The sequence below is a fragment of the Pseudomonas sp. IT-P260 genome, assembly GCF_949768395.1.
GTDB classification, from domain to species: domain Bacteria; phylum Pseudomonadota; class Gammaproteobacteria; order Pseudomonadales; family Pseudomonadaceae; genus Aquipseudomonas; species Aquipseudomonas parakoreensis.
The window spans coordinates 612942-638055 of sequence record NZ_CATKPO010000022.1; the positions used below are offsets into that span (position 1 = coordinate 612942).

Annotated in this window: 19 protein-coding genes and 1 pseudogene; 2 read left to right on the top strand and 18 right to left on the bottom strand. The window is 62.3% G+C overall.

Annotated features, from left to right (window positions below; translation table 11 throughout):
- Nucleotide 1: 1 nt before the first annotated feature.
- From pgaB to ACM6HV_RS13705, 13 genes are all read right to left on the bottom strand, one after another.
- The gene (gene pgaB / locus ACM6HV_RS13645; protein WP_414904435.1) at nt 2-1999 is read right to left on the bottom strand and encodes a poly-beta-1,6-N-acetyl-D-glucosamine N-deacetylase PgaB; all 1998 of its coding nucleotides are present in this window, start codon (nt 1997-1999) and stop codon (nt 2-4) included.
- A gap of 12 nt (nt 2000-2011) precedes the next feature.
- On the bottom strand, nt 2012-4492 hold the full coding sequence (gene pgaA / locus ACM6HV_RS13650) for a poly-beta-1,6 N-acetyl-D-glucosamine export porin PgaA (protein ID WP_414904436.1): 2481 nt from the start codon (nt 4490-4492) through the stop codon (nt 2012-2014).
- Nucleotides 4493-4740: 248 nt separating this feature from the next.
- Nucleotides 4741-6246, bottom strand: a complete 1506-nt coding sequence (locus tag ACM6HV_RS13655; protein ID WP_047290747.1) for a YdgA family protein — start codon at nt 6244-6246, stop codon at nt 4741-4743.
- A gap of 291 nt (nt 6247-6537) precedes the next feature.
- Entirely contained in the window at nt 6538-7173 is a 636-nt protein-coding gene (locus tag ACM6HV_RS13660) for a hypothetical protein (protein WP_047290746.1), read from the bottom strand.
- Between the two features lie 93 nt (nt 7174-7266).
- Nucleotides 7267-8709: an efflux transporter outer membrane subunit gene (locus tag ACM6HV_RS13665; protein WP_414904437.1), complete on the bottom strand. Its 1443-nt coding sequence runs from the start codon at nt 8707-8709 to the stop codon at nt 7267-7269.
- Nucleotides 8706-9593, bottom strand: coding sequence for an HlyD family secretion protein (locus ACM6HV_RS13670; RefSeq protein WP_041070994.1), 888 nt, complete (start codon nt 9591-9593; stop codon nt 8706-8708). The genes ACM6HV_RS13665 and ACM6HV_RS13670 overlap by 4 nt, the downstream gene beginning before the upstream one ends.
- Entirely contained in the window at nt 9590-9799 is a 210-nt protein-coding gene (locus ACM6HV_RS13675) for a DUF1656 domain-containing protein (protein WP_007957657.1), read from the bottom strand. The genes ACM6HV_RS13670 and ACM6HV_RS13675 overlap by 4 nt, the downstream gene beginning before the upstream one ends.
- Nucleotides 9796-11859 carry an FUSC family protein gene (locus ACM6HV_RS13680; protein ID WP_414904438.1) on the bottom strand — a complete coding sequence of 688 codons (2064 nt, stop codon included), beginning with the start codon at nt 11857-11859 and terminating at the stop codon, nt 9796-9798. Before ACM6HV_RS13680 ends, ACM6HV_RS13675 begins: the two co-directional genes overlap by 4 nt.
- Nucleotides 11856-12284 carry a MarR family winged helix-turn-helix transcriptional regulator gene (locus tag ACM6HV_RS13685; RefSeq protein WP_007961473.1) on the bottom strand — a complete coding sequence of 143 codons (429 nt, stop codon included), beginning with the start codon at nt 12282-12284 and terminating at the stop codon, nt 11856-11858. Before ACM6HV_RS13685 ends, ACM6HV_RS13680 begins: the two co-directional genes overlap by 4 nt.
- A gap of 144 nt (nt 12285-12428) precedes the next feature.
- Nucleotides 12429-12710, bottom strand: a complete 282-nt coding sequence (locus ACM6HV_RS13690) for a type II toxin-antitoxin system RelE family toxin (RefSeq protein ID WP_414904439.1) — start codon at nt 12708-12710, stop codon at nt 12429-12431.
- Nucleotides 12700-12945: a type II toxin-antitoxin system Phd/YefM family antitoxin gene (locus tag ACM6HV_RS13695; RefSeq protein ID WP_414904440.1), complete on the bottom strand. Its 246-nt coding sequence runs from the start codon at nt 12943-12945 to the stop codon at nt 12700-12702. The genes ACM6HV_RS13690 and ACM6HV_RS13695 overlap by 11 nt, the downstream gene beginning before the upstream one ends.
- A gap of 95 nt (nt 12946-13040) precedes the next feature.
- A complete protein-coding gene (locus tag ACM6HV_RS13700) occupies nt 13041-13286 on the bottom strand; it encodes a DUF2789 domain-containing protein (RefSeq protein WP_414904441.1) in 246 nt (81 codons plus the stop codon).
- 128 nt (nt 13287-13414) lie between these two features.
- Nucleotides 13415-13876 carry an aminoacyl-tRNA deacylase gene (locus ACM6HV_RS13705; RefSeq protein WP_047290739.1) on the bottom strand — a complete coding sequence of 154 codons (462 nt, stop codon included), beginning with the start codon at nt 13874-13876 and terminating at the stop codon, nt 13415-13417.
- Nucleotides 13877-14030: 154 nt separating this feature from the next.
- On the opposite strand from ACM6HV_RS13705, the gene ACM6HV_RS13710 reads away from it, so the two are divergent.
- Together ACM6HV_RS13710 and ACM6HV_RS13715 are read left to right on the top strand one after the other, a co-directional pair.
- Nucleotides 14031-14582 carry an NfeD family protein gene (locus tag ACM6HV_RS13710; RefSeq protein ID WP_145595695.1) on the top strand — a complete coding sequence of 184 codons (552 nt, stop codon included), beginning with the start codon at nt 14031-14033 and terminating at the stop codon, nt 14580-14582.
- A 2-nt stretch (nt 14583-14584) separates the two neighbouring features.
- Nucleotides 14585-15343 (top strand): slipin family protein, encoded by a 759-nt coding sequence (locus ACM6HV_RS13715; protein ID WP_414904442.1) that lies wholly within the window; start codon nt 14585-14587, stop codon nt 15341-15343.
- On the opposite strand, the gene ACM6HV_RS13720 is transcribed toward ACM6HV_RS13715, so the two are convergent.
- The 5 genes and pseudogenes from ACM6HV_RS13720 to ACM6HV_RS13740 all read right to left on the bottom strand — a co-directional run bounded on the left by ACM6HV_RS13720 (nt 15309) and on the right by ACM6HV_RS13740 (nt 25097).
- Entirely contained in the window at nt 15309-16283 is a 975-nt protein-coding gene (locus tag ACM6HV_RS13720) for a sulfotransferase family protein (RefSeq protein WP_414904475.1), read from the bottom strand. The two genes, ACM6HV_RS13715 and ACM6HV_RS13720, sit on opposite strands and share 35 nt — an antisense overlap.
- On the bottom strand, nt 16271-17056 hold the full coding sequence (locus ACM6HV_RS13725) for an aspartyl/asparaginyl beta-hydroxylase domain-containing protein (protein WP_414904443.1): 786 nt from the start codon (nt 17054-17056) through the stop codon (nt 16271-16273). The genes ACM6HV_RS13720 and ACM6HV_RS13725 overlap by 13 nt, the downstream gene beginning before the upstream one ends.
- A 14-nt stretch (nt 17057-17070) precedes the next feature.
- Nucleotides 17071-17151, bottom strand: a pseudogene (locus tag ACM6HV_RS13730) (adenylyl-sulfate kinase); the annotation flags it as partial.
- The gene (locus ACM6HV_RS13735; RefSeq protein ID WP_414904444.1) at nt 17135-18652 is read right to left on the bottom strand and encodes a TolC family protein; all 1518 of its coding nucleotides are present in this window, start codon (nt 18650-18652) and stop codon (nt 17135-17137) included. The gene ACM6HV_RS13735 and the pseudogene ACM6HV_RS13730, both read right to left, overlap by 17 nt.
- A gap of 49 nt (nt 18653-18701) precedes the next feature.
- A complete protein-coding gene (locus ACM6HV_RS13740; protein ID WP_414904445.1) occupies nt 18702-25097 on the bottom strand; it encodes an Ig-like domain-containing protein in 6396 nt (2131 codons plus the stop codon).
- Nucleotides 25098-25114 lie beyond the last annotated feature (17 nt).

Below are 25114 nucleotides of genomic sequence, written 5' to 3' on the forward strand. Positions count from 1 at the left end.
GTCATGGGTTCCATTTGTTGGAGAGCGCAGGCCTTACGGTTTTCAGGTCCGGCAGGTTGTCGAGGAAGTTGTCCGGGTAGTAACCGAAACTGGTCGCCCCCTGACGCTTGAGCCGGCCCATCCAGTCCGCCAGTTGCGCACCGTCGATGTCGGCCTGATCCTTTTTCGTCCAGTCGCGGGCCTGCAGTTCGAAGACTGTGCGATCCAGTGCACCAGGGCGCTGTTTGATCTTCGCCACCAGCTCTTCAAGCCACGGGCCGGATTGCGCCTGGGTCTGTTTTTCCATCAGCGGCATGGCCATCGGCGCCGTCCAGTCGTAGGTCACGAGGAAGTCGTCGAGGTTCTGCGCAAACCAGGCTTCGCTCTCAGGATTGAGTACCGGCTCGGCGAAGATGTTGCGTGCGGTCAGCACTTGCGGGCCACGGATCGCACGCACCTTGGCGGTCAGCTCATTGGTGAAATCGATCAGGTATTTACTCTTGAAGCGCGTCCAGCGCTGCATCGCCGCCGGATCATCTCGAAGCGCAGCAATTGACCCGGGCAAGCCGTGCGCGGCATAAGCTTTCAGAGCCTCGGGGCTGGCGTCTTCGAAGTCCGAAAGCACCGCGTCGTCGTGGTACAGAATGCCGTCGACCGAGGTCAGGCGCGCCACGTCTTCGTAGATTTCACCGATGATCCGCCGTACTTGCGGATCGAACGGCGACAGGCGCTGATATTGGCCCGGATCGACCGAGGTGGTGCCGGTCTTCGGATCCCAGCGCGTGACACGCGCCAGCTTCGAGTCGAGGCCAAAACTCAGCACTGGCATCCAGGCGAAGACTTTCACGTGCGCCCGAGTGCGCAGTTGCCAGGCAACGCGGTCGAAGATGTCGGCGCGCACCGGCAGGTGACGGTTGGGGAAGTACAGCGAGTGCACCAGTCCGTCGCCCTTCGGATCGGCGAAAGCCTGCAGGAACACGGTGTTGGCACCCATGTCGGCCATGCGCTGGATCAGCTTGCCGAGGTTGATTTCCTGCTGCGCCGGGTCCGGGTCGTAAACGTTGTCCAGATCGACGTGCACCACACGCATGGCGAAATCCGATTGCACGCCGACGATGCTGTTGGCGAAATGCTCGCCGTCAGGATCCGAGGCCACCAGAAAGCGCGGGCTGCTCATCAGGTTGTCGAGGGCATCGAGACCGTCGTCCAGGGTCAGGGCCATTTCGTAGCCCTGCTCGCCGACCACGGCCAGCGAAGTGCCGTCCGCCGTGCCGTACGGCCAGACCCAGATGCGCGGTTTCTTGCCGGTGACCTTGCGGATTTTTTCCGAGATGGTCGCCACGTCATTGCTGATTCGAGCACGGAACTGCTCTTCGGACTCATAGCGCTTGGTGAGCGGATCGTAGCGTCGTGTGGCCGCCGCCGGCTGCATGTTGCCTTGCGGGTTGGCGAGGATGCCTTTGTGGCTGGCGTCGGTGTGCGCGGCGATTTCCACCAGCCCTGACTGCGAGATTTCCCGCACCTGATCCCAGGTCAGAAAGTCCGAACGTGCGCGGGGTGCACCGGCAAAATCCACTGGTTGATTGAGCGGCGTGTCGATCCACACGCCGACCGGCGCCAGCAGAGCGTGCCAGTTGTAGGCGCGCAGCACCGGCAGCACGCGGGTGTAGAAGCTTGAATAACCATCGTCGAAGCTGAGCAGGATCGCTTTGGCCGGCAGTTCCGGGCCGCCCTTGCGCGCCGCCATGATCTGATCGACGGTGACCGGTTGGTAGCCGTTCTCCCGCAGCCACGCGAGCTGCTCGATCATGCGCTCGGTGCGCACCGCCACCACCGCCTGATCGGGGTCGCGGTCTTCGACATCGTGATAGGCAATGCCCAGCACATGGTTTTTCGGCCAGGGTTTTTCATTGGCCGCTACGGGACGTTGCGACGGCGGCGCGAAGGCCGGGGCTTGCTGGGCGCAGGCGCTGATCAGCAGCACTCCCAGCAGAAGGATGAAACGCGTCATCAAAGGCATCTTCAAACTCTTCTAGAAGCGGAAAGTGAGGTCGACGAGCAGACGCAGATCGGTCTCCCGATCACCGTCGTAGGGCCGGTTGATCACACTGAACAAGCCGCCCACCTCGAACACGTCGTTCCAGGCATAACGCTGGCCGTAGCCGAGCATCGCCATGCCGCCAGTGCCGTGATCACGCTGGCTGTACGTACCCGCCCCGGCCTGAAACTGCTGGCTCCACGAGGTTTCGTAACGGTGGTAGAGCACATGGTTGACGTTGACCGTGGGCATCACGCTGAAGTCCGACTTCGGGTTGAAGTACGGCACATCCTCGGACTTGGAGTTGTGGCTGGTGCCGACTTCCAGACCGGCATCGACCTGCACGTTCGGCGCGCTGTAGACGCCCTCGCGCCCGGTGAGCAAGGCTTCGACGCGGTTGTTGCCGTCGCTGAAGTGCGACGGGCTGACCGACAGCCGCCACTCGCGACTTTCGTTGGCGCGCCAGCGAATGAACGCGTTGCCGCCGTTGGCCTTGATGTCGCTGTTGAGCGCCCGTAACGGCGTCTCGGCCGACAGATAGGCAAAGCTGCCGCCGTACTGCCAGTGATCGTTGATGTCGCGGGCAATCGCGATGCGCGCGCCCTGTTTGGCGCCGTAACCGTAATCGTGGTTGGAGACCTCGGCCTCCAGACTCATGTCGCGGGTGCGACGTTCCAGGCCCACGCGCTGGAAGCGGTCGGTGCCCGTGCCTTCGGCGAAATCGCCGGTGGCATAACCGGCGCCGACGAACACCCGCCAGTCTTCATCGATCGGCGGGCTGTACAGCGTGCTCTGGATGCCGAAATCGCGGCTGCCACTGACCGCGCCCGCACCACTGCCGCCGCCTCCGTTGGCCTTGCCGCCATAGGCTTCGACGCGCAGTTCGGACATGTCGTGCACTTCGCGCTCGCGGGCTGCACGCTGCACCTGACGGTTGTCGGGGAAACGCTCGACCACGTCATCGGTCAGCGCATCCATTTGCCGCCATTCCTGCAGGGTCATCGCGGTACGCGCCTGAGCCAGCTCCAGGCCCATGTCGCGGGGGGCCATGCTCTCGGTTTCCTTGAGCTGATTTTCCGCGCGGCGTGGCCATTGCCGGGCCAGGTACAGATCGGCCTGCGCCAGGCGCAGGCCGATGTTGCCCGGAGCCTGATCGACCAGTGTCTGCAGACGTTCCTCGCCGTGCGGCAGGTCGGAGCCGTAGGTGCCGGCCTGCGCCGCGAGTTGCTGGGCGTCCATCCACTCATCATTGGGGTTGCCGATCGGCAAGCCCTTGAGTTCGACGCGCGGTTTCTGGGTCTTGGCCAGATCCTCGGCGAGTTTGCGCGCTTCATCGGCGCGGTCGCTTTCCAGCAACGAGTAGTACAACGCGGTGGTGTCTTCGAGGCGATCACCGACATCGGCGTCCGGGGCCGACAGCACCTGGCGATACAGGTCGGTAGAGACTTCCGGCTGGCGCTGATCCAGATACGACGCGGCAACCCAGCGCAGGGCGTAAGTCGGAATCTTCACGCCTTCGGCTTGCAGCTTTTGATATTCGCTGATCACTTCGGCGGTGCGCGCCCGGGCCTTGAGTGCGCCCATGCGATCGATACGCCAGCGAATCACGTCATCATGGGCGCTGGCATCCGGGGTCCAGGTGGCGAGCAGTTTGTCGTAATCGGCCAGCGCGCGGTCGGCGATCACGTAGCGTTCTTTTTCACTGCGGGTGGCGAGTTCGGCCAGACGCACGCGTTCGGCGGCCAGATCACCTTCGAGTCGACGCAAAGTGACCGGGTCGATCACCCCCGGACGTTGATTGGCCAGACGCAGCGCCGGTTCCGGCAGCCGCGCCTTTTGCAGGGCGACCACGTATTCGCGGGCGACTTCCGGCTTGCTGCCGGCACGGATAAACGCTTGATCGTATTCAAACAACGCGTCGTACTGCTTGCCGGCGCGGGTCAGGGCATAGCCCAGGGCGAGGCGACGCGAGGGGTCGTCGGGTTTGGCGGCGACCAGCGCCTTGGCGCGGGTCACGGCTTCGTCGGGTTTGCCCGCGTCAGCCTGAGTCAGGGCCAGCCCCAATTGCAGGTCAGCGTTGTCCGGCTCCAGCGCCAGCGCCTTGTTGTAGACCTGAGTCGCCTGATCCCAACGCTTGAGGTTGCGATAGGCCCGAGCGGTGGCGGTCAGTGCCTGCACCGGCAGCATCCGGTCACGGCCCTGGGTTTCATAGACCTGCACCACTTCGGCATCGAGGCCGGCCCAACTGGCGATCTGCAGGTGATCGCTGATCTGGCCAGTGGTCGACTGCCCCGGCGGCACCTGGCGCAGCACATTCAGCGCGGGCGTGGTCTGGCCGGCACGGGCATCACGCACCATCTGATCATAGGGCGTATCGGCAAACGCCAGTGCCGGCCAGAGCAACTGGCTGCACAGCGCAACGCGAAACAACGGGCGTAAACCACGATGTAAAACAGGCACATCAATACGCGGCATTCGTCAGCATCCTTACATGGCCAGCCGGGTCGCAATGCCCCCCTTGCCCATTCGTAACGGAGGCTGAGCCAATAAAGACCCAGCCAAGCTTAGTCAGGCAGTCTTGCATGCAAGCGTAGTCGAATATTCAGAACACAATAATTGTTCAGAATCGTGCCGCCGGTTCAGTTCAAAACCCGAACGCCAGACAGCAAAACGCCCGGCGTCCGCGAATCCGGAGGCCGGGCGTTGCTATTTAGAGCGCAGGATTACTGCACTTGCGTGACGCCAGCGAACTTGCTCATCAGGAAGCCGACGAACTGCTCGACGGTCATTTTCTGGCCGTTGAATTCCACCTGGTTGGCGGCGTAATGCAGCTTGGTCACGACATTGGTGCCGTCGACGGTCGCCAATTGCGAACCCACCGCCATGCCGGAGAACATGTCGGCACCGGCGCTGGCCTGGTCGACGATGGCTTTGGCGTCAGTCTGACCGTCGAGCTGCGCCTGCACGCTGAGCAGATCAATCAGCATCGGCTTGGACACCTGAATATTCAGGTCCAGCAGCGCGATCAATTGCTTGCCCAGTTGATCCGGCGGCAGGTCCATCGACTGCGGCTTGGTCAGGTCGATCACCAGACTGGCGCGACTTTCACCGTTGGCGGTTTTCAGCGACAGGTTTTCCAGCGCGATCTGTGGGCTGGCGGCCAGCAGTTTTTGCAGGTCAGCCTTGACCTGTGCCGACTCGGCTTCGGTCAGGTTCAGTTCCGGTGCCGGCAGACCGGCCTCGGCAGCGGCCGCCGCTTCCTTCTCGTACGGCTGCAATTTGGTCTGGTAGATCTGCATCAGCGACATCGTCGACGGGATGTCGAGGTTCTTCAGGCTCATGGCCATGTTGGCCGAACCGATTTTCTTGTCGTTGAGGGTGACTTCACCGACCTTGTAGTCAGCGCGGCCCGAGGCATTGCTGCCGCTCTCTTCGGTGAGGTTCTTCATTTCGAAGTTCTTCACGCCGAGTACCGACTGCTTGGGACCGAAGGTGGTTTTGCTGTTGGTCAGCTCCAGGGTGTTTTCCCCGGTGTAGTAGCCGTAGCTGCTCTTGGTAAGGTTGCTGGCCAGGGTCAGACCGTTGAGTTCGACCTGCACCGGTGCCTGATCCTGCGCCACGGTGACCAGTTTCAGGCTGTCCATGTAGCCGTCAGCCTTGACTTTCTGCGCCTGGGCACTGGCGGAGATGTTCATGGTCAGGCCGGAGAATTTCAGGCTCGACTGCTCGTCCAGCGCGGTTTCCAGCGGCAGCAATTCAAGGCTGCTGGTGGTGGATTCGTCGTAGCCGATGTTGGTCACGCCTTTGAGCGGCGCGGCGCCCTTGGTGGCGGCGAACCATTTTTCGGTGGCCGGGCTCTTTTCCAGCTCGTAATTGCTGGTCGCCATGACCGGCAGCCACTTCAGCGACACCAGGCGCGAGAACGGCAGCGGGCCGTGCTCGATGTGGTCGACAAACAGCAGCTCGACCGGCTGGTCGCCGAACATCTCGCCTTCGCCCTTGAGGCGGTAGTGCGCGGTGCTGGTGAAGGTGTGGCGCTCCAGCGACACCAGCTCCAGCGACGCGCTGCCATTGGAGCCGGCCATCGCGGTCTGCAGCTCTTTGTTGGCGTTGCTGACGGCGTTGTTCAACACGCCTTCAATCTTGGTCCCGGTGTACCAGGCCCCGCCGGCGCTGATCGCACCGATGGCAACAACAATCCCGAGAAGCACGCCTGCTGATTTATTCATGAATGACCTGATCAATGTCCGTGGCTGAAAGTGTGGTCGTCTTCCCTGAACCCGTGACCGGGTCGCGGCTCGACTCCGCTGAAATTAGCGGTGGAGATTAGCACTGGCAGCGCAAGGCGGCCCAATGTTTAAAGGTTAAAGAGTGTCTATGGGGAGTGTGGACAGCTGACAGGCGGGGAGAGTTTCGGCGTTTTTCCGGTCGTCTTCGCGAGCAGGCTCGCTCCCACAAGGGTAACGCTGCACCTGTGGGAGCGAGCCTGCTCGCGAAGAGGCCAGTGAAATGAATGCAGATCAGGAATACTGAACCTCGATCTCATCGAGCTGATGATCAAAGCTTTTGAGCCGCGCCGTCCAGGTATACACCAGCACTTCAAAGTCGCGATCAATCACCGCCCCGCCCGGCCCGTCGGCCCGGGGATCGCAGAAATCCAGCTGATAGCGCTCACGGGCCATGGCCGTGGCGACATCCGACAGCTCACGGGCGTTGTTGAGCCAGTGCCAGCCTTCATCGGCAATCTGTTTGTCGAGCTCCAGACACTGCTTTTTCAGGGCTTCGAGGCTTTTTTCCAGCGGGGTGCCGGTGAGTTCGCCCATGACTTCGGCGAAGGTGCGTCCCGGTTGCCAGTAGCTGCCCCAGAAGTAGCGATCGAACACGGTTTCGACCCGGCGCAGGGCGACTTTGGTGTCCCAGATCAGCACCAGGGTCTTGCCCTGTTCCAACTGGCGTTTCTTGACCCGCTGCACCTGGACCGAGGCCCACGCCACGACGACGATGGCCATCACCGCGATCAACGCCGTGGCACTGTCGAGGAACACCATGGCCTTGTCGATCTGATGGGCCAGCATGATGCCGTAGAAATAGGTGGCCGACAGCAGCACCAGCGCTACCAGGGCGCACCAGAAGCCGAGAGCGTAAGGGTTTTTCATTATTGGTTTCCCCTAGACCAGCGCTAGCAATGTGCGCTGAAAGGGTGCGTTGCACGGGGCACCCTTTCAACACTTCAAAGCATAGCAACGGCTTCAGGGTTTGCTGGTGCTTGAGGCTTGCGTTCGTCCGCTTTCCCAACCACCACCGAGGGCGAGGAACAAATCGATCTGGCTCATGGCAACCTGGGTGTTGGCGGCGGCCAGTTGTGCGGTGACATCGGTGTAGGTGCGGGTCGCCTGCAGGTCGGCGAGGAACGACTCGCGCCCGGCCTGGAAAAAGCGATGGGTCTGGTCCGCTGCCAGTTTCGCCGACTGCTCGGCATCGGCCAGGGCGTCGCGGCGTTGCAGCAGTGCGCTGTACTGGGCCAGACCGGTCTGGGTTTCGCGGATGGCGTTGAGCACCACGCCGTCGAAATGCGCCAGTGCGGCCTGGGTGTTGGCCTCGGCTTCACGGATCCGCGCACGGGCACCGTTGGTCGGCACCTTCCAGCTCAACGACGGGCCGAAGCCCCAGCGGTTGGTCGACGGATCGCCCAAGTCGTCAATAAGACCGACGGTGCCGATGGTCGCGCCGATGCTGATGTCCGGATACAGCTCGCCCGTGGCGACGCCGATGCCCGCTGTCGAGGCCGCCAAGCGACGTTCCGCCTGACGGATATCGGGACGACGCTTGAGCAGCGCCGCACCGTCGCCCACCGGCACCAGTTGGGCAATTTTCGGCAGTTCGGCACAAGTGGCGGTACCGGCCGGCAATTGCTCGACCGGTTTGGCCAGCAGCATCGACAGGCGGAACAACCCGGCCTGACGCGCTGCCTCATAGCGCGGCAGGTCGGCGCGCAACGACTTGAATTGGGTTTGCGATCGGGTGACCTGGGTTTCATCACCACGCCCGGCATCGCGCAGGCGCTGGATCAGCGTGGTGCTCTGCGATTGCAGGTCGAGGGAATGCTGGGCAATTTCCCGCTCTTCGTTGGCCGCGCACACCTGGGTGTAGGCGCGAACCACGTCGGCCACCAAAGTGATGCGTGCGGTGTCAGCCGCTGCTTGCGTCGCATCGGCGTTAGCCTTCGCGCCTTCGATACCGCGTTGCAGGGTGCCCCACAGATCGAACTGATAAGACGCGCTGATGCCAATATCGCCGACGTTGTCGACCGGGACTTTTTCCGGCAGCAAGAACGCCTGCCCGGATTCCTGCAAACGCTGCGCGCCCATCTTCACGCCTGCACTCCAGCCACCCGCCGCTTCGGCTTCATCGACTTGCGCGCGAGCCCGTTGAAGATTCGCCGCCGCTACGCGCAAATCAGTGTTTGACGCCATGGCTTGCTGCACCAGTTGATCCAGTCGCGGATCCTTATACAGCCGCCACCAGTCCGCCGGCACCGGCGCCGACACCACTGGTTTGCCGTCCACCGCCAGTTCGCCCTGAAAATCCTTGCGCTGCACCGCCGCGTCAGCGGGCAGCTGATAGTCCGGCCCGACCATCTGACAGGCCGAGAGCATCAGGCCCAACCCGGCGATCATCAGGGCCCTGTTCATTGCGCGGGCTCCTGCGTTTTGTCGTCGATGATCGACACGGTCGCGGTCCGCCCGGCGATCATGCGGAAGTCTTCCGGCACCTCGTCAAAGGCGATGCGCACCGGAATCCGCTGCGCCAGCCGCACCCAGCTGAACGCCGGGTTGACGTTGGGCAGCAGGTTGTTGCCGCTGGTGCGGTCGCGGTCTTCGATACCGGCGACAATGCTTTCAACATGCCCGCGCAGCCTGGCCTTGTCGCCGATCACACGGATATCCACCGACTGGCCGACATGAATGCCATCGAGTTTGGTTTCTTCGAAGTAGCCGTCGATATGGAAAGAGTTGCTGTCGACCACCGACAACACCGGACGCCCGGCGGTGACGAATTCCTGCACACGCGGCGCACGGTCGTTGACGTAACCGTCCACCGGGCTGCGGATCACCGAGCGATCCAGATTGAGCTGCGCGCTGTCCACCGTCACCAGCGCTTCGGCCAGCGCCGATTGTGCGCGGGCAACTTTCGACTGGCTTTCTTCCAGTTGTTCGGCCGGCACCAGATTGCCCAGACCACGGTTACGCTTGGCTTCACGCTGCGCCTGGGCCAGGGTTTCTTCGCGATCGGCGACCGCCGCTTTAGCCTGACGCAGGGCCAGTTTGAAGCGGTCCTGGTCGATGCTGAACAGCACCTGGCCGCGTTTGATCAACTGGTTGTCCTTGACCTCGACCTGCTGGATCAGCCCGGACACGTCCGGGGCGATCTGAATAATGTCAGCGCGAATGTGGCCGTCACGGGTCCACGGCGCAAACATGTAATACATCACCATGCGCCAGACGAGGACGACGGCGAAAGTCACGATCAGCAGGGTCAGGACCACGCGACCGATAGTCAGAAACGGTTTTTTCATGTCATCAGGTATCGACTGAGTGAGTCCACGCCGTACAGCATCACGGCGTAGAGGGCCACGTTGAACAATGCCCGGTGCCAGACCAGACGGTAAAAGTGCAGGCGCGTGAGCACGCCATGCACCAGCACAAACAACACATAGGTGATGCCCATCAACACCAGCAGGGTCGGCAGGAAAATGCCGCTGATATCCAGATCACCAATCATAGGGGCGCTCCATCGGGCAGCGGTTCTTCGGCATCGCCCGTGCTGACAAATTCCACGCCGGGCAACAGCGCCAGACGCAAACCGCTCAGGGCATGCAACAGGTTTAGCCGTGTTTCTTCGTCGCCGTGGCCTTTGAGGGCGCGGCGGGCGCGATCCATGGTCATCAATAAAGGACTCGGTGCCGGCAAGCGTTCGCCGGCCTTGAGGCAAGCGCGGAAATACTCACCGACCTCAGCCACCACTTGCTGCAGCAGGGCATTCGGCGCCCCTTCCACCCGCGGGGTATAGGCCAGCAGATCGAGCAGGTTCAGGCCGACACGCACTTCACGCATGGCAATCCCGGTGTCCTGGCCGGTCATGGCCAGACGCGGCAAGTGCTGCATCAGACGATCGAGCAACTGCACGCCCAGATGCCGATGTTCGGCCAGATTGGCCGGTTCGGTCATGCGCACGATGTCTTTCCAGCTGAAGCGGGTCAGACGTTTGGCGGCCAGCTCGACGCCGAACGGGCGGGCGATCAGGGTCCAGATAAACGCGAACAACAGGCCCAGAGGGCCGGCCAGGTTGGAGTTCACAAAGGCGAAGAAGTCCGCGTCGTACGCGCCCTGAATGCTGATGAACGACGAGGTGTTGACCAGCGTCAGGAGCATGCCGAGGAAGAAGCGTGGCTGCACCGTCAGGGTGCCGACACAGATGAACGGAACCGCAAACGCCAGTACCAGCATCGGGAAATCGTGCAGGTTCGGCAGAATCAGAAACAGGTAAAGGCTGGCGAACAGCACCGACATCCCGGTCCAGAAAAAGAACCGATATATCTGTGGCGCCGGGTCGTCCATCGAGGCGAAGAAACTGCACGCTACCGCCGCCAGAATCACCGCGCTGCCACCGTCCGGCCAGCCGAGCAGAATCCACAGCACCGAAGCGACGATGATCGCCAGAACGGTCGAGGCCACCGAATACAGCATCATCCCGCGGTCGAGAAATGGCGTCAGCCGCCCGAGGCGCCAGTGCCGGTAAACCGCGCGCCAGCTGTCCTGGCGCTCGCAGAGAATCGCGTCCTGCAAACTGCGGCAGTCTTGCCACAGATCGATGAATTCACCGAGGCGATAAATCGCGTTGGAGAACAGCAATTGCTTGCGATCTTCCAGCGCCTCGCAGCTTGGCTGCAGGGCCTGGAGTTGATCCTTGAGCGCCTGCCAACGCGCCAGATCAGCGTCGTTATGGCCGAGCCATTCGCGGGTTGCGGTCAGCAGTGGGGCAAACTTTTCCACCAGTTCCGGTGTGCGCCGTTCAAGCGCGTAGAGCGAATCTTCCAGAGCGTCGATCACTGGCAGCAGGTGGATCATCCGCCCGCGCAGTTCCTTGGTGTTGCGCACGGTTTGCGGCCGGGCGCCTTCGTGGGGCAACTGGCCGATCATCAATTCGAGGCTGTTGAAATTGGCGACCATGGCCATGCGCAGCGTGGCGATCTGTTCAGGCTGTACGTCGCGGCTGAGAAACTTCAGGCTGTAGGTGGTGGCGTCGGCGAACCACTTGCCCACTGCGTCGTTGAACACCGGCGCCAGACGCCGCGGCCAGAACATCGCGCCGACCACCGCCGCCACGGCGATGCCGAGAAAAATCTCTTCGGTCCGCGCTTCCGCCACGTCCCACACCGCCAGCGGATTATCCACGGTCGGCAAGGCAATCAGCGGCAATGTGTAACCGGCCAGCATCAGCGCGTAGTTATTGGCGGTACGCAGGTGCAGCGACAGGAACAGCAAAATCCCCGTCCACAAGGCAATCACCACCACCAACACGTACGGACTCTGCACGAACATCGGCACGAACAGCACCGCCGCCGCCGCCCCGAGAAAGGTGCCGATGGCGCGGTACAGCGCCTTGGAACTGGTCGGGCCGAGAAACGGACTGGAGACGATGTACACCGTGGCCATCGCCCAATACGGACGCGGCATTTGCATGAGCAAGGCGATGTACAGCGCGATCATCGACGCTGCAAAGGTGCGGACCCCGTAAAACCAGTCACGGGCAGGCGGGATGCCAGAGAAAAAACCGTTCAAGAATTGATCACCACAGGCGGATTGGCCGCCTCAAAAGCTCGCAGTACTCGAAGCGTAGCCTCCAGATCACTCTGGTCGATGCCTTCGAGCACTTCATGACGCAGACGCACCAGTTCGATTTCCACCGCTTGCACCAGTTCACGGCCGGTGTCGGTCAGGCTCAGGCATTTGGCCCGGCGATCCTGCGCATCTTCGGTGCGGCAGACGTAGCCGGCGTGGCACAACTGATCGAGCAGACGCACCAGCGATGGACTCTCCATCCCGGCCGCCTGCGCCACCTGCACCTGACGCACGCCCTCGCCCAACCGCCCGATCATCAACAACGGCACGGCGCAGGCTTCGGAGATTCCATAGTTGACCAGCGTGGTCTGGCAGATCTTCCGCCAATGCCTGGCGGCCACCACCATGGCACTGCTGATGTTCATCTGGAGAGCGTCGAGGGAATTCGGCACGGGAAAATGCACACTGTTAGTTTGCTAACTATCAATATCGCATTGGCGGGGAATTTCAGTCAAGTTTTGAAACAAATAGGTTGTCAGGGAAGAAAAAAACGCCGAGGTCTGGACGACTCAGCGTTTTTTGGCTTTCTCATAGACACTGCTGCGCTCGCGTTTTCCCACAGCGACTACCGAAACGACGATTCGCTCATCTATCACTTGATAGACCAGACGGTAACCAGAAGCCTTCAGTTTGATTTTGTAGCAGTCAGGCATTCCATGAAGCGCATCAGCCGATACCCTTGGTAGCGATAACCTTGCAGCGAGCTTTTTCTTGAATTGATCTCGCAACGTATGACCCAGCTTGTTCCACTCCTTATGAGCAGATGGCAGAAATTCGAGCTTATAGGTCATCCAGGCTTACCGAAATGGGTGTTTCATGACTGCGGGAACGGACGATCTCGGCCAGTTCCAAATCATCAAGCCGCTCCATCATGGCTTCGTAAACATCGGCTGGCACCATGTAACCCATGACGCGATTATGGTTCAGCACAGCCACAGCACCACCATGTGCGCCACTCAACACTGCTGACGGATTTTTCTTCAATTCGGAAACACTGACCGCCATATCGGCAAGAACACTTTGCATAATAAAAGACCTCAATTGAGGTCGTAATATTGGTCTATTTAGAACTTTCAGACAACCGCAAAAAAACGATCAGCCGCTAAATGGTTGCCAAATAGTCATCCCTCCCGCCCCTTGCGCAACAACACATCCAACTGATCCACCACCTCCGCCCAATCCGCATCATCAAGAATCTCGCCGCGCAAGAAATCCGCCTGACTTTTACTCCAGAAAAACGCGTCCGCCAGGTGCAGCTCGGGTTTGAGCGGTGAATGGGTGGCGATGAATTGGTCAATGCTGGTCGGGTCGCTGTCCAGGCCCAGTTGCTTGAACAGGGACGGCAGGCTGTGGGTGGGCTGCTCCATGGGGGGCTCCTTCAAGAATGCGGTGGGTGGGAGATTATTCGCGAGCAGGCTCGCTCCCACAGGGGGAACTCGATCAACCTGGAGGAGCGAGCCTGCTCGCGAAGGCGTCGGCAAAAACGCTACAAGTCCTAATGACTCAACTCCCGCACCTCGGCATGCGGCACCATTTTCAGAAACTCGGGCATGCTCATGTGCAGCAGGTAGTTGTGGTTGCCGGCTTCCAGGTAGATGTCTTTCTGCCGGGTCAGCAGCGGGTCGATGACCATGTCCAGGCCGTAGGAATCACCCAGCGGCGGCACCGCACCGCGTTCGCAGTCATCGAAGATGTGCGCCAGGTTGCTTTCCCGGGTGATCTGCCATTCGCCGCGGCTGCGCACTTTGCTCAAATCCAGGTGCCGGCTGGCTGGCAGCACGGCCATCAGGTAATGCCCGTGGTGGTCGTCGAGAATCACCGACTTAGCCACGCGCTCGGCGGGCACCCCGGAAACCCGTGCGGTTTCCAGACTGCTGGCGGAGTGGCGGTGGGCCACGATGTCATATTCGCAATGCGCCCGGTTCAGGCTGCTTTGCACTTTTTTTGCCATACGCATGCTGCACCTCGGTGTCACGCGGAACGTTGTGCCTGTTCTGCTGAGTCTAGTTCGGCAAGGCTCAGGCGAAGGGAAATCGGCTCACTGGACACATCTGCTCATTGAGCAGAATTCATTCAGCGCCAAGCTCAACTAGACTTAAGGAAACACCCCCATGACTCTCCCGGAGGGTCACGTGAACAGCCGATGTTGTCTGTTTTTTCTGATACTGCTGACCAGCGGCCCGGCCCTCGCGGCTGACGTCCCGCTGACGGCGGTCAATCCGGTCGGCCTGTGGCTGATCACCCTTGGCATTGCCTTTCTGATCGCCGAAGCCGCGCTGCCCAACTACGGGGTGATCGGCTTGGGCGGGATCATCATGTTCGTCATCGGCGCGCTGATCCTGAGCAACGCCGAGGTGCCGGTACCGATGATCATCGGCCTCGGCCTGCTCAGCGCTCTGCTGCTGATCGCGTTGATCGTCCGCGCCCTGAAAACCCGCCCGCGCCACGCCGTCAGCGGCGACGCCGGGCTGGTCGGCAGCGTGACGGCGGTGACCACCGTGCAAGCGGAAAACGCCCACAACGGCTGGGTGCATTTGCAGGGTGAACACTGGCAAGTGCACAGCTCAACACCCTTGCACACCGGGCAATCGGTGCGCGTGATCGGGCGCAAGGGCTTATTGCTGAAAGTCGCCGCGACTGACGCGGTGCGACACGGAGAGTGATCATGGGTTTGCAAATCGGTTTTGTTGCACTGCTGCTTTTGGTCATTGCGCTCGCCGGGTCGACCTTCCGCATCCTGCGTGAGTACGAGCGCGGCGTGGTGTTCCAGCTCGGGCGCTTCTGGCAGGTCAAGGGCCCAGGGCTGATCCTGCTGATTCCGGTGGTGCAGCAAATGGTCCGGGTCGACCTGCGCACCGTGGTCCTCGACGTACCGCCGCAGGATGTGATCACCCGCGACAACGTCTCGGTGAAGGTCAACGCGGTGCTGTACTTCCGCGTGCTCGACCCGCAGAAGGCGATCATTCAGGTCGAAGACTTTCTCTCGGCCACCAGCCAATTGGCGCAGACCACCCTGCGCGCGGTGCTCGGCAAACATGAACTGGATGAACTGCTGGCCGAACGCGAGCAGCTGAATATCGATATCCAGCAGGTGCTCGACGCCCAGACCGACGCCTGGGGCATCAAGGTCGCCAATGTCGAGATCAAGCACGTCGACCTCAACGAATCGATGGTCCGTGCCATCGCCAAACAGGCCGAAGCCGAACGTGAACGCCGGGCCAAGGTGATCCACGCCGAAGGCGAACTGCAAGCCTCGGAAAAACTCATGCAGGCCGCCGAAATGCTCGGCCGCCAACCCGGCGCCATGCAGTTACGCTACATGCAGACCTTGAGTTCGATTGCCGGTGACAAGAGTTCGACGATTGTCTTTCCGTTGCCGATCGAGTTGTTTAAAGGGATGGCGGACTTGTCGGGCAAGGCTTGAGCAGGCGCAAACGTTCCAGCGCCGCGTAGGGCGCAGCCGCGCAACGTTGTACTTGTGCCTGCAACTGCGACGACGCCTCACGGCGTTTGTCTTCTCCATCGGCGAAAAAGCGCTGTGACGGCTGCTTGGCGTGCTGCGAGGTCGCCGCCAACATCCGCTGACACTGCTCGGCGTTCAAGCGAAAAAACCCTGCCAACCGGCCCGCCATGGCCTCGGGCAATTCGCTGTAGTTCACCACCAGACCGCTGCCATCGCGACAATGGATGTACCCCGCCTCGAACAAACGCCCCAGCCGCCGCGCGATGAAGTCCTCACGGCCGGCAAACGGCAATCCGTCGTCCAGGACACAGTCTCCAAGCATCCCCGGCACCATGTGCATGCCCGGGCGACGCAGGTGGGAAACGGCAATCTCCAGCGGGTCGCGATACAGGAACAGCCACGGTGTGTCGGGAAAGCACGCTTGCAGCGGCGGCCATTCGCCGATGTTCCAGGCATCGAGTTTGACCACCAGACGCTGCTCGACACCACGTCGGCGTTGCCCATAGGCCGAGAGCAGGCCGACGATGGCCGCCCGGCGTTCAGCCGCCGGCAAATCACTGCGCAACAACGCATCCAGCGCGGGAGGCTCCGAAATCACGATGTGATCGGGCAGCCGCGCGAGCATCTGGCTGATCAATGTCGAACCGCAACGCGAGGCGTGCAGGATAAAGGCACTCGGGGCCAGTCCCGGGCTTTGCCTGTGCCACTGCGTCAGCGCCGACAGCGGCGTCTGGCGCCGAAAGGCCTGATTGAACGGCAAACGCAGCGCGTCCTCGACCGCATCGCGAAAAAACGGCTGCTGCAAAGGCGTATCACCGAACCAGCACCAATCGACCTGCCAAAGCCCCGCAACCGGCCATACCCGGATCGGCAGCCAGCCGTCGAAACTCAGCCGCTCCATTGCTCGTTCCATTGCCGACGTCCTTGGCGCATCGCCGCACGCAACTCTTCCCGGGAGAAGGGCAAGCCGTGTTCGGCGGCCAGCTCAAGCGTACGCTCGATGAATAATTCGGGGTCCGTCATGTCCTGCAACGTCGCCGCCAACGTGGCATCGCCCGCCACCCATCGCTGGAATTGCTGCAACGCCGAGTCTGGCCGTTGCGTTGCGGGGGTGTCGGTTACACCTTCGACGATTTTCTGCGCAAGCCACGCGCCGGGTCGGCAATCGAGCACCAGATGAATCCGTGCCGACGTGTCGAAGTTATCCACACGATGCGCACGAGCGAGATCGAGAAACCAGCACTCCCCCGCCGTCATCGGCACACGCTGACCCTCGAGCCAGAAGTCTGCGGCGGGCGGGCTGAGCAACGGAATGTGCAGGCGCAGATCGGCGTCCGGGCCCTCCAGATCGTAATCACGGTGCTCATGAATTCGCCCGCCCGGCCCTAGTCGCAGCAGGCGTGCGCTGACGATATCCAGCGCCAGCTCGCGCAGCCCCCTCTGCCAGCGTTCATCACGCAACCACGGTGTGCGACGCAACGGTAAACCGCGTCCGGGGGCTAACTCGCTCAGAGCATCGGCAGCCGAAATCAGCGCCACGCCGCTCCAGTCGCCCGTGAAGTAGTCCGTATTGAAGTGGCCGCGCCATGCCTCTTCGGCAATCGCCTGCAGCGCCTGCAACAGCAGCGGCAGGTCCACCGCCACTGGCAGACGAGAACATATCGGGCGGCTCATGCCTTGGGTAAAGCACCGCGATGGCCGTTGCGGGCCTCGCGCTGCCTGCGGCTGATGCTGGCGAGGGGCGCCTGCAGATTATTTGGCGCCGGCATGCGCCACCACTGGCACCGAGATATCCCCCGACGCCCAGGCCGATTCGCGATTGGCCAGGGCCGTGGCGATCGACTGCACCGCCGTGGATTGCACTTGATCCGGTAGCGGATCGAGGCCGGCGCTGGCGAAGATCTGCCCATAGGCATTGCGCAGATCGGCGTACGACAGGTCACGGCGCAGATCCGCTTGCAGGTTGTTCAGTTCACCCTGAATCAACTCCAGCTCGCCGATGCCGGCGGCCTGGTGCCGATTGCGCAACTGACCGACGATCTGCCCGTCGATGTCCGACAGTTGCTGGTTGGTCTTGAACTGACGCAGCGCCTCCTGATAGTTGGCATTGGCCACATACAGCTGCGCCAGCACCGCGATCGACATCGCCTGACGGCGTGCGGTGGCGACTTCTTCGCCGGCCTTGGCCACGTCGATGGCCGCCGGGGCGGAGATCACGTTGAACAGGTTCCAGGTGACTTTGACGCCGTAATCGGCCCAGCCCTGTTCGACCAGGAACGAGTTGCTGTCGTAATGTCCGCCAGCAGAGAACTCCAGACCTGGCAGCAGACGCAGCATGGCCTTGCGAGTTTCGGCGGCGCTGATCCGCGTCTGGTAATCCTGCTCGCGCAGTTCCGGACGGCTGGTCAGGGCTTCCTGTTCGAGTTTGCTCAGATCGACCTTCAGTTCCGGAATCTGATAACCGTCATCGGTGGCCAGGGTCAGGTTGGTGCCCAGTGGCAGGTTGATCAGGGTCGCCAGTTCGGTTTTCGCCAGCGACAGCGCCCGGCGTTGCTCTTCCAGTTGCCGGGTCGCTTCGATCAGCGAACGCTGGTAACCGAGGGACTGCACCGGATCACCGATGCGCTGCTCGCTCATGCTTTCGCTGTTGCGCCGGGCGGTGTCGACCCGGGCCATCAGGCTGTCGATCTGTTTGAGCAGACGTTCGGCCGCCATCGCCCGCCAATAGGCCGAGCGCACGTCCTGCACGATGGTGTTGATCACTTTGCGCCGGCGTTCCTGAACGATCAGGCGCTGGTCGCCCTGTTGCTTGGCGTTGATGTAGCTGACGCCGAAGTCGAGGACGTTCCAGACCATGGTCAGGTCGGCGACGTTGCGGTCGCGGTCTTGCGAGGTCGACGGTTCCAGGGACTGGGTGCCGGTGCGTACGCTCTGGCTGCTGGAGGCGCTGACATTGTTGCGTCCGACGTAACCGGCATCCAGCGCCATGCGCGGCAGCATGTCGAAGCTGGCGAGGTCGAGCTGCCGCTTGGCCAGCGCTTCCTCCATGATTTTCAAGCGCCCTTCGAGGTTGTATTTCACCGCGCGGGCCATCGCCTGGTGCAGGGTCAGCGGACCGCTCAGCGGTTCCTGGCCCTTGTACATGCTTTGCAGATCGGCTTTGGCCCGTTGTTCGCTGACACTGCGTTCGATCGGTTCACTGGTCACTGCACATCCGCTGATTGCCAGCGCCAGCAGGCTGGCGCCGAACAATTTTTGACTTTTCTTCATCCCTGCATCGCCCCTGGGTGCTGCGCATATTGAGTTGTTGTGTGTGTTATCAGGCCTGCATTTCGCTGATACCGACCTGTTGCAGAGCCGCCGCCAGGTTGTCGACCCGGTGCTGCTCACTGTCCTTGATCTGTTGCAGTTGCTGGCCCAGGGTCGGCGCGCCGAACACTCCGCGCAAACCTTGGGAAATATCGCCGCCCGTGATCGAATGACGGTCGAAGGCATTCAGCGAATCGCGCTCTGCGGCGCTGTCCTGATGGAACAGACTCGACAACGTACTGCTGCCGAACACGCCGCCATCGCCACCGCCAAACCCGAGGAAACCATGGCCGGAACCATCACCGCCGCTGTCGCTGCTGGTGAAAACCTGGGCGATGAAACTCGGGCTCAGGGCGCCGCGGTTGATGAAAATGTCACCCAGCGGACGGATGCCGTTGCCGATCACCCGTTGTTCGAACAACGGCGCAAAGGTCAGCGGTGAGCCGAGGTCACCGGTGGGCGGTGTGAAGATGAGCGGTTGCAGCGGAACATTCGGCGGTGGTGGCGGCGCGACCGGATCGCTGCTGCGGAATTCCGGATCGGGCGTTACCACGATCAGCGGAGAAGTCGGTGTCACAGGAGGCACAGGCACCACCGGCACCGTGTTGATCACGTAATTGCCGGAACTGCTGACACTGCTGCCGCTGTTGCCCGACAGGTCACTGACCCCGACCGTGTTGATGCTGATCGCATTGCTGGCGCTGTTGACGTTGGCGGTCGGCGTCAAGGTCGCCGTCCAGGTCTTGCCACCGTCGCTGCTGCTCAGGTTGGACAAGATGCCGTTGGCCACGCTGAGGTCCGACAGGTCGAAACCGCTGACCGCTTCGTTGAAGGTGATGATCACCTGCGAGGTCTGGCCGACACCCAGATTCGGGTTGGCAACCACGACCGTGGCGGTCGGGCGCTCACTGTCGAGGGCGTAGTTGTTCGACACCGCCACGGTGCTGCCGGCGTTGCCCGCCAGGTCGGTGACGTTGCTGGTGTCCAGCGCGATGAAGTTGCTCGGGTCGGTCACGTTCGCGGTCGGGGTGAAAGTCGCGGTCCAGGTCTTGCCGCCATCGCTGCTGCTCAGGCTGCTCAGGTCGCCATTGGTCACGCTCAGATCGGACAGGTCGAAATTATTCACCGCTTCGCTGAAGGTGAAGGTCACCGTGGTGCTCTGGCCGATGCCCAGATTTGGATTGGCGACCACAATGTTCAGCTTCGGACGGGTTGCATCGAGGATGTAGTTGTTGGAGATGGCGATGCTCGCACCGAGGTTGCCGGCCAGATCCTGGACGCCGGCAGTGTCGATCAGGATCAGGTTGGTCGGGTCGTTGACGTTAGCCGTTGGCGTGAAGGTCGCGGTCCAGGTCACACCGCCGTCGCTGCTGGCCAGGCTCGACAGCGCACCATTGGCGACGCTGATGTCCGACAGATCGAAACCGCTCACCGCCTCGCTAAAGGTGATGGTCACGGTGGTGGTTTCGCCGATGCCCAGGCGGTTGTCGGCGACCACGATGGTGGCGGTCGGCAGCGCGGTGTCGATGGCGAAGTTGTTGGAATCGGTGATGCCGGTACCGCTGTTGCCTGAGACGTTGGTCACTCCGGCATTGTTCAGGCTGATCAGGTTGGTCGCGTCGGTGACATTGGCAGTCGGGGTGAAGGTCGCCGTCCAGGTGACACCACCGTCGCTGCTGCTGACATTGCTCAACGTGCCATTGGCGATGGTCAGGTCGCTGTTGTCGAAACCGCTCACCGCTTCGCTGAAGGTGATGGTCACCAGCGAGGTTTCCCCGGCCTTGAGTGAAGTGTCGGCAACCACGATGGTGGCGGTCGGCACCTGAGTCTGCACCTGATAGTTGGCCGAACTGGTGGTGCCGGTGCCGGTGTTGCCGGCCAGGTCGGTAATACCGGTGTTGTTCAGGACAATCAGGTTGGTGAGATCGGTGACGCCAATGTTCGGCGTGAACGTGGCCGTCCAGGTGATGCCACCGTCGCTCGACGAAACGTTGCTCAGGGTGCCGTTGGCGACGCTCAGATCGGCATTGTCGAATCCGGTCACGGCTTCGCTGAAGGTGATGGTCACCAACGCGGTTTCACCGGGACGCAGATCGCTGTCGGCCATGACAATGGTCGCCGTCGGACGCTGATTGTCGACCGCATAGTTGTTGGAATCGGTGGTGCCGCTGCCGGCATTGCCGGCCAGATCGGCGATGCCGGTGTTGTCCAGAGTGATCAAGTTGGTGGTGTCGGTGATGCCTGCCGCCGGAGTAAAAGTAGCCGTCCAGGTAATGCCGCCGTCGCTGCTGCTCACCGCACTCAGCGTGCCATTGGCGATGGTCAGATCGGCGTTGGTGAAACCGTTCACCGCTTCGCTGAAGGTGATGGTCACCAGGCTGGTCTGGCCGACGCCGAGCGCGGTGTCGGCGACCACGATGGTGGCGGTCGGACGCACGGTATCGATCGAATAATTGTTCGAATCGGTAGTGCCGCCGCCGACATTGCCCGACAGGTTCTGCACGCCGGAGTTGTCCAGCGTGATCAGGTTGGTGGCGTCGGTGATGTTGGTGGTCGGCGTGAACGTGGCCGTCCAGGTAATGCCGCCGTCGCTGCTGCTCACCGCGCTGAGCGTGCCGTTGGCAATCGTCAGGTCAGCATTGGTGAAACCCGTCACCGCTTCACTGAAGGTGATGGTCACCAGCGAGGTTTCGCCGATTTTCAGCGCGTTGTCGGCAATGATGATGGTCGCGGTCGGCACCACGGTGTCGATGGTGTAGTTGTTGGAGTTGGTCGTGCCGCTGCCGACATTGCCCGCCAGGTCGGCGATGCCGGTGTTGGCCAGCGTGATCAGGTTGGTGGCGTCGTTGACGCCCACGTTCGGGGTGAAGGTCGCCGTCCAGGTGATGCCGCCGTCGCTGCTGCTCACCGCCGTCAAACTACCGTTGGCGATGGTCAGGTCGGCGTTGGTGAAACCGCTCACCGCTTCGCTGAACGTGATGGTCACCAGCGAGGTTTCACCGGCCGTGAGATTGCTGTCGGCGACCACAATCGTTGCAGTCGGACGCTGGGTGTCGATCGCATAGTTGTTGGAATCGGTGGTACCGCTGCCGGCATTGCCCGCCAGGTCGGCGATGCCGGTGTTGTCCAGGGTGATCAGGTTGGTGGTGTCGGTGACGCTGGCACTCGGCGTGAACGTCGCGGTCCAGGTGATGCCGCCGTCGCTGCTGCTCACCGCACTCATCGTGCCGTTGGCGATGGTCAGGTCGGCATTGGTGAAGCCGGTCACCGCTTCGCTGAAGGTGATGGTCACCAGCGAGGTTTCGCCGATCCGCAGGTTGTTGTCGGCCACCACGATGGTCGCGGTCGGGCGCACAGTATCGATGGCGTAATTGTTGGAGTCGGTGGTCCCGGTGCCGGCGTTGCCGTTCTGATCCGCGATGCCGGCGTTGTTCAGGCTGATCAGGTTGGTCGCGTCGGTGATGCTGGCGGTCGGCGTGAAGGTCGCCGTCCACGTAATGCCGCCGTCGCTGCTGCTGACCGCCGTCAAGGTGCCGTTGGCAATCGTCAGGTCGGCGTTGGTGAAACCGGTGACCGCTTCGCTGAAGGTAATGGTCACCAGCGAGGTTTCACCGGTCCGCAGGTTGTTGTCGGCCACCACAATGGTCGCGGTCGGCCGCGCAGTGTCGATGGCGTAGTTGTTGGAGTTGGTGGTGCCGCTGCCGGCATTGCCGGCCAGATCAACGACCCCGGTGTTGTCCAGGGTGATCAGGTTAGTGGTGTCCGTGATGTTGCTGGTCGGGGTGAGCGTGGCGGTCCAGGTGATGCCGCCGTCACTGCTGCTCAGACCGCTCAGGCTGCCGTTGGCTACGGTGAGGTCGGCGGTGGTGAAGCCGCTGACCGCTTCGCTGAAGGTGATGGTCACCAGCGAGGTTTCACCGGCCGCCAAATTGGTGTCGGCGACCACAATGGTCGCGGTCGGGCGCAGGGTATCGATCACGTAGTTGGCCGAATCCGTCGTGCCGCTGCCGGCGTTGCCAGCGAGGTCGGCGATACCGGTGTTGTCCAGGGTGATCAGGTTGGTGGTGTCGTTGATGCTGGCGGTCGGAGTGAAGGTCCCGGTCCAGGTGATGCCGCCGTCACTGCTGCTCACCGCGCTCAGCGTGCCGTTGGCGATGGTCAGGTCGGCGTTGGTGAAACCGGTCACGGCTTCACTGAAGGTGAAAGTCACCAGCGAGGTATCGCCGATCTTCAACGCCGTATCGGACATCACGATGGTCACGGTCGGGCGCGCGGTATCAATTGCGTAGTTGACCGAGCTGGTGGTGCCGACGCCCGCCACGCCGTCGCTGATCGCCGTCACCCCGGTGTTGTCGAGGGTGATCAGGTTGGTCGCGTCGGTGAGGTTGTTGGTCGGAGTGAACGTCGCGGTCCAGGTCAGACCGCCGTCGCTGCTGCTGACCGCTGTCAGCGTGCCGTTGGCAATGGTCAGGTCGGCGTTGGTGAAACCGCTCACCGCCCGGCTGAAGGTAATGGTCACCAGCGAGGTTTCGCCGATTTTCAGGGCCGTGTCGGCCATCACGATGGTCGCGGTCGGTGGCTCAACATAAGCCGTGTTGAGCGTACCGCCGTTGTTGAAGATCGCCGCGACTGCGGTCGGCGAAGTACCGTTTGTGCCGCCGCCCGATGCCGTACCACCGGCACCGCTGCCGGCGGCGTTACCGCTGATGGCGGCAAAGTTGGCGGCGGTGATCAGCACCGTGCCGCCCTGGTTCCAGATGGCGCCGACACCACGCCCGGCAATGCCACCGTTGGAAGCGTTGCTGCCGAGCCCACCACCACCGCCGCCACCGCCCCCGGCACCGATGTTGTTGCTGATGACCGACGTCCCGACGATTTTAAGAGTCCCGGTCGAGGCGTTGTAAATACCGCCAGCAGCATTGCCGCCTGCGCCGCCGACCTTGTCCCAACCGGCCCCGCCACCGCCACCGCCGATGGAAATCGTGCCGTTGTTGGCCGTGCCGCCATTGCCACCGTTGCTGTAGTAGGAAACGCCCAACCCGCCGGCACCACCGGTGCTGCTGCCACCGCGACCGCCCATGTGCGTCGCGTCGTAGCCACCGCCGTAACCGCCGACGCCGCCGCTGCCGGCCTGCCCGCCGAGGGTGCCGGTGCCCGGCCCGGCCGTGCCGCCATGGCCTCCGCCTTGACCGCCAAGCCCGCCGCCACCGCCGCCGCCACCGCCGTAGTACGCACCGGTGACCCCACCGCCACCGCCACCACCGGCCGCCGCGTTGCTGGTCACCGTGACATTGTTCAACGTGAGGATGCCGGCGTTGAAAATGCCGCCGCCCATGGCGCCGGTCGCCCCGTAGCCGCCATTGCCGCCGTTACCCGAAACCAGTCCGCGAGTGATTACCAGACCATCAAGTGTCACCGTACTGCCGGAGGTGATTTCCACCACCCGCGTCCGGTACTGGCCATCGAGGGTGACGTCCGCCACCCCGTCGTTGTTCAGGTCGCCATCGACGGTGATGTTCTTGTTGATCAGCAGTTCAGAGGTGAGCTGTACCGTCATGCCACTGCTGAAGGTCACGATGTCGCCGTTCTGCGCCGACGCCAGCGCTGCGCGCAGCGAGCCGACCCCGGTGTTGGCATTGTTGGTGGCGGTCCAGGTGGCGAGGCCCCACTGGTACTCGCTCATCGACAGGGTCGACAACACGTTGGCGCTCTCGATCTTGCCGGTGGCGATTTCCAGATCCCAGTCGCCGCCCACGCCGGTGCGGTTGTTCGAGGCGGCCACATCGCGGCCGGTCAATTGTGCCAGCGAGTCGACGAAGCTCAGGCCTCGGTCGCCCTCGGCGGTGTAGCAGCCGTAAATGAGGATGTCGCCGCCAACGTTCATGTCCTTGCCGATGTCCGCCAGCAGCGCACTGCGCTGCGCGACGTTGTCCGCCGAGAGGTAACTGTTGCCGAGCCACAGGTCACCGGCGTTGCCGTGAGCGATGATCTGCACCGAGCTGACGCCCGAATGCTGGTCGAGATAATCGGCGATCTGCTGCAAGCCGTCCTTGCTGGCATCAAGCTTGACCACTTGCGCGCCGGGAGCAACGCCTTTGAGCAGGCTGTCGGCCTCCTTGACCCGGGCATCGACGAACACCACGCTCTGGCCCGGTACCGCCACAGGACTGGCAGCCGGCGTGGCATCGGCCTGGCCGTGGGTGTCTTTGCTGGCCACCGGATGATCGGCCGTCGGTGCCTTGGCCGCGTCGGCTGCGGGATGACTGTCGGCCTGGGCGGCGGTATCAGCGACCGTGGCCGCGACGGCACCGTCAAACAGCATGCGCGGTTCCAGCGACATGATCAGCGGCGCAGCCAGCGTCCGTTGGCCTTCGGTTACCCGCGACTTTTGCTTGCTCCACCACATGTTGCTCACCCGGACTC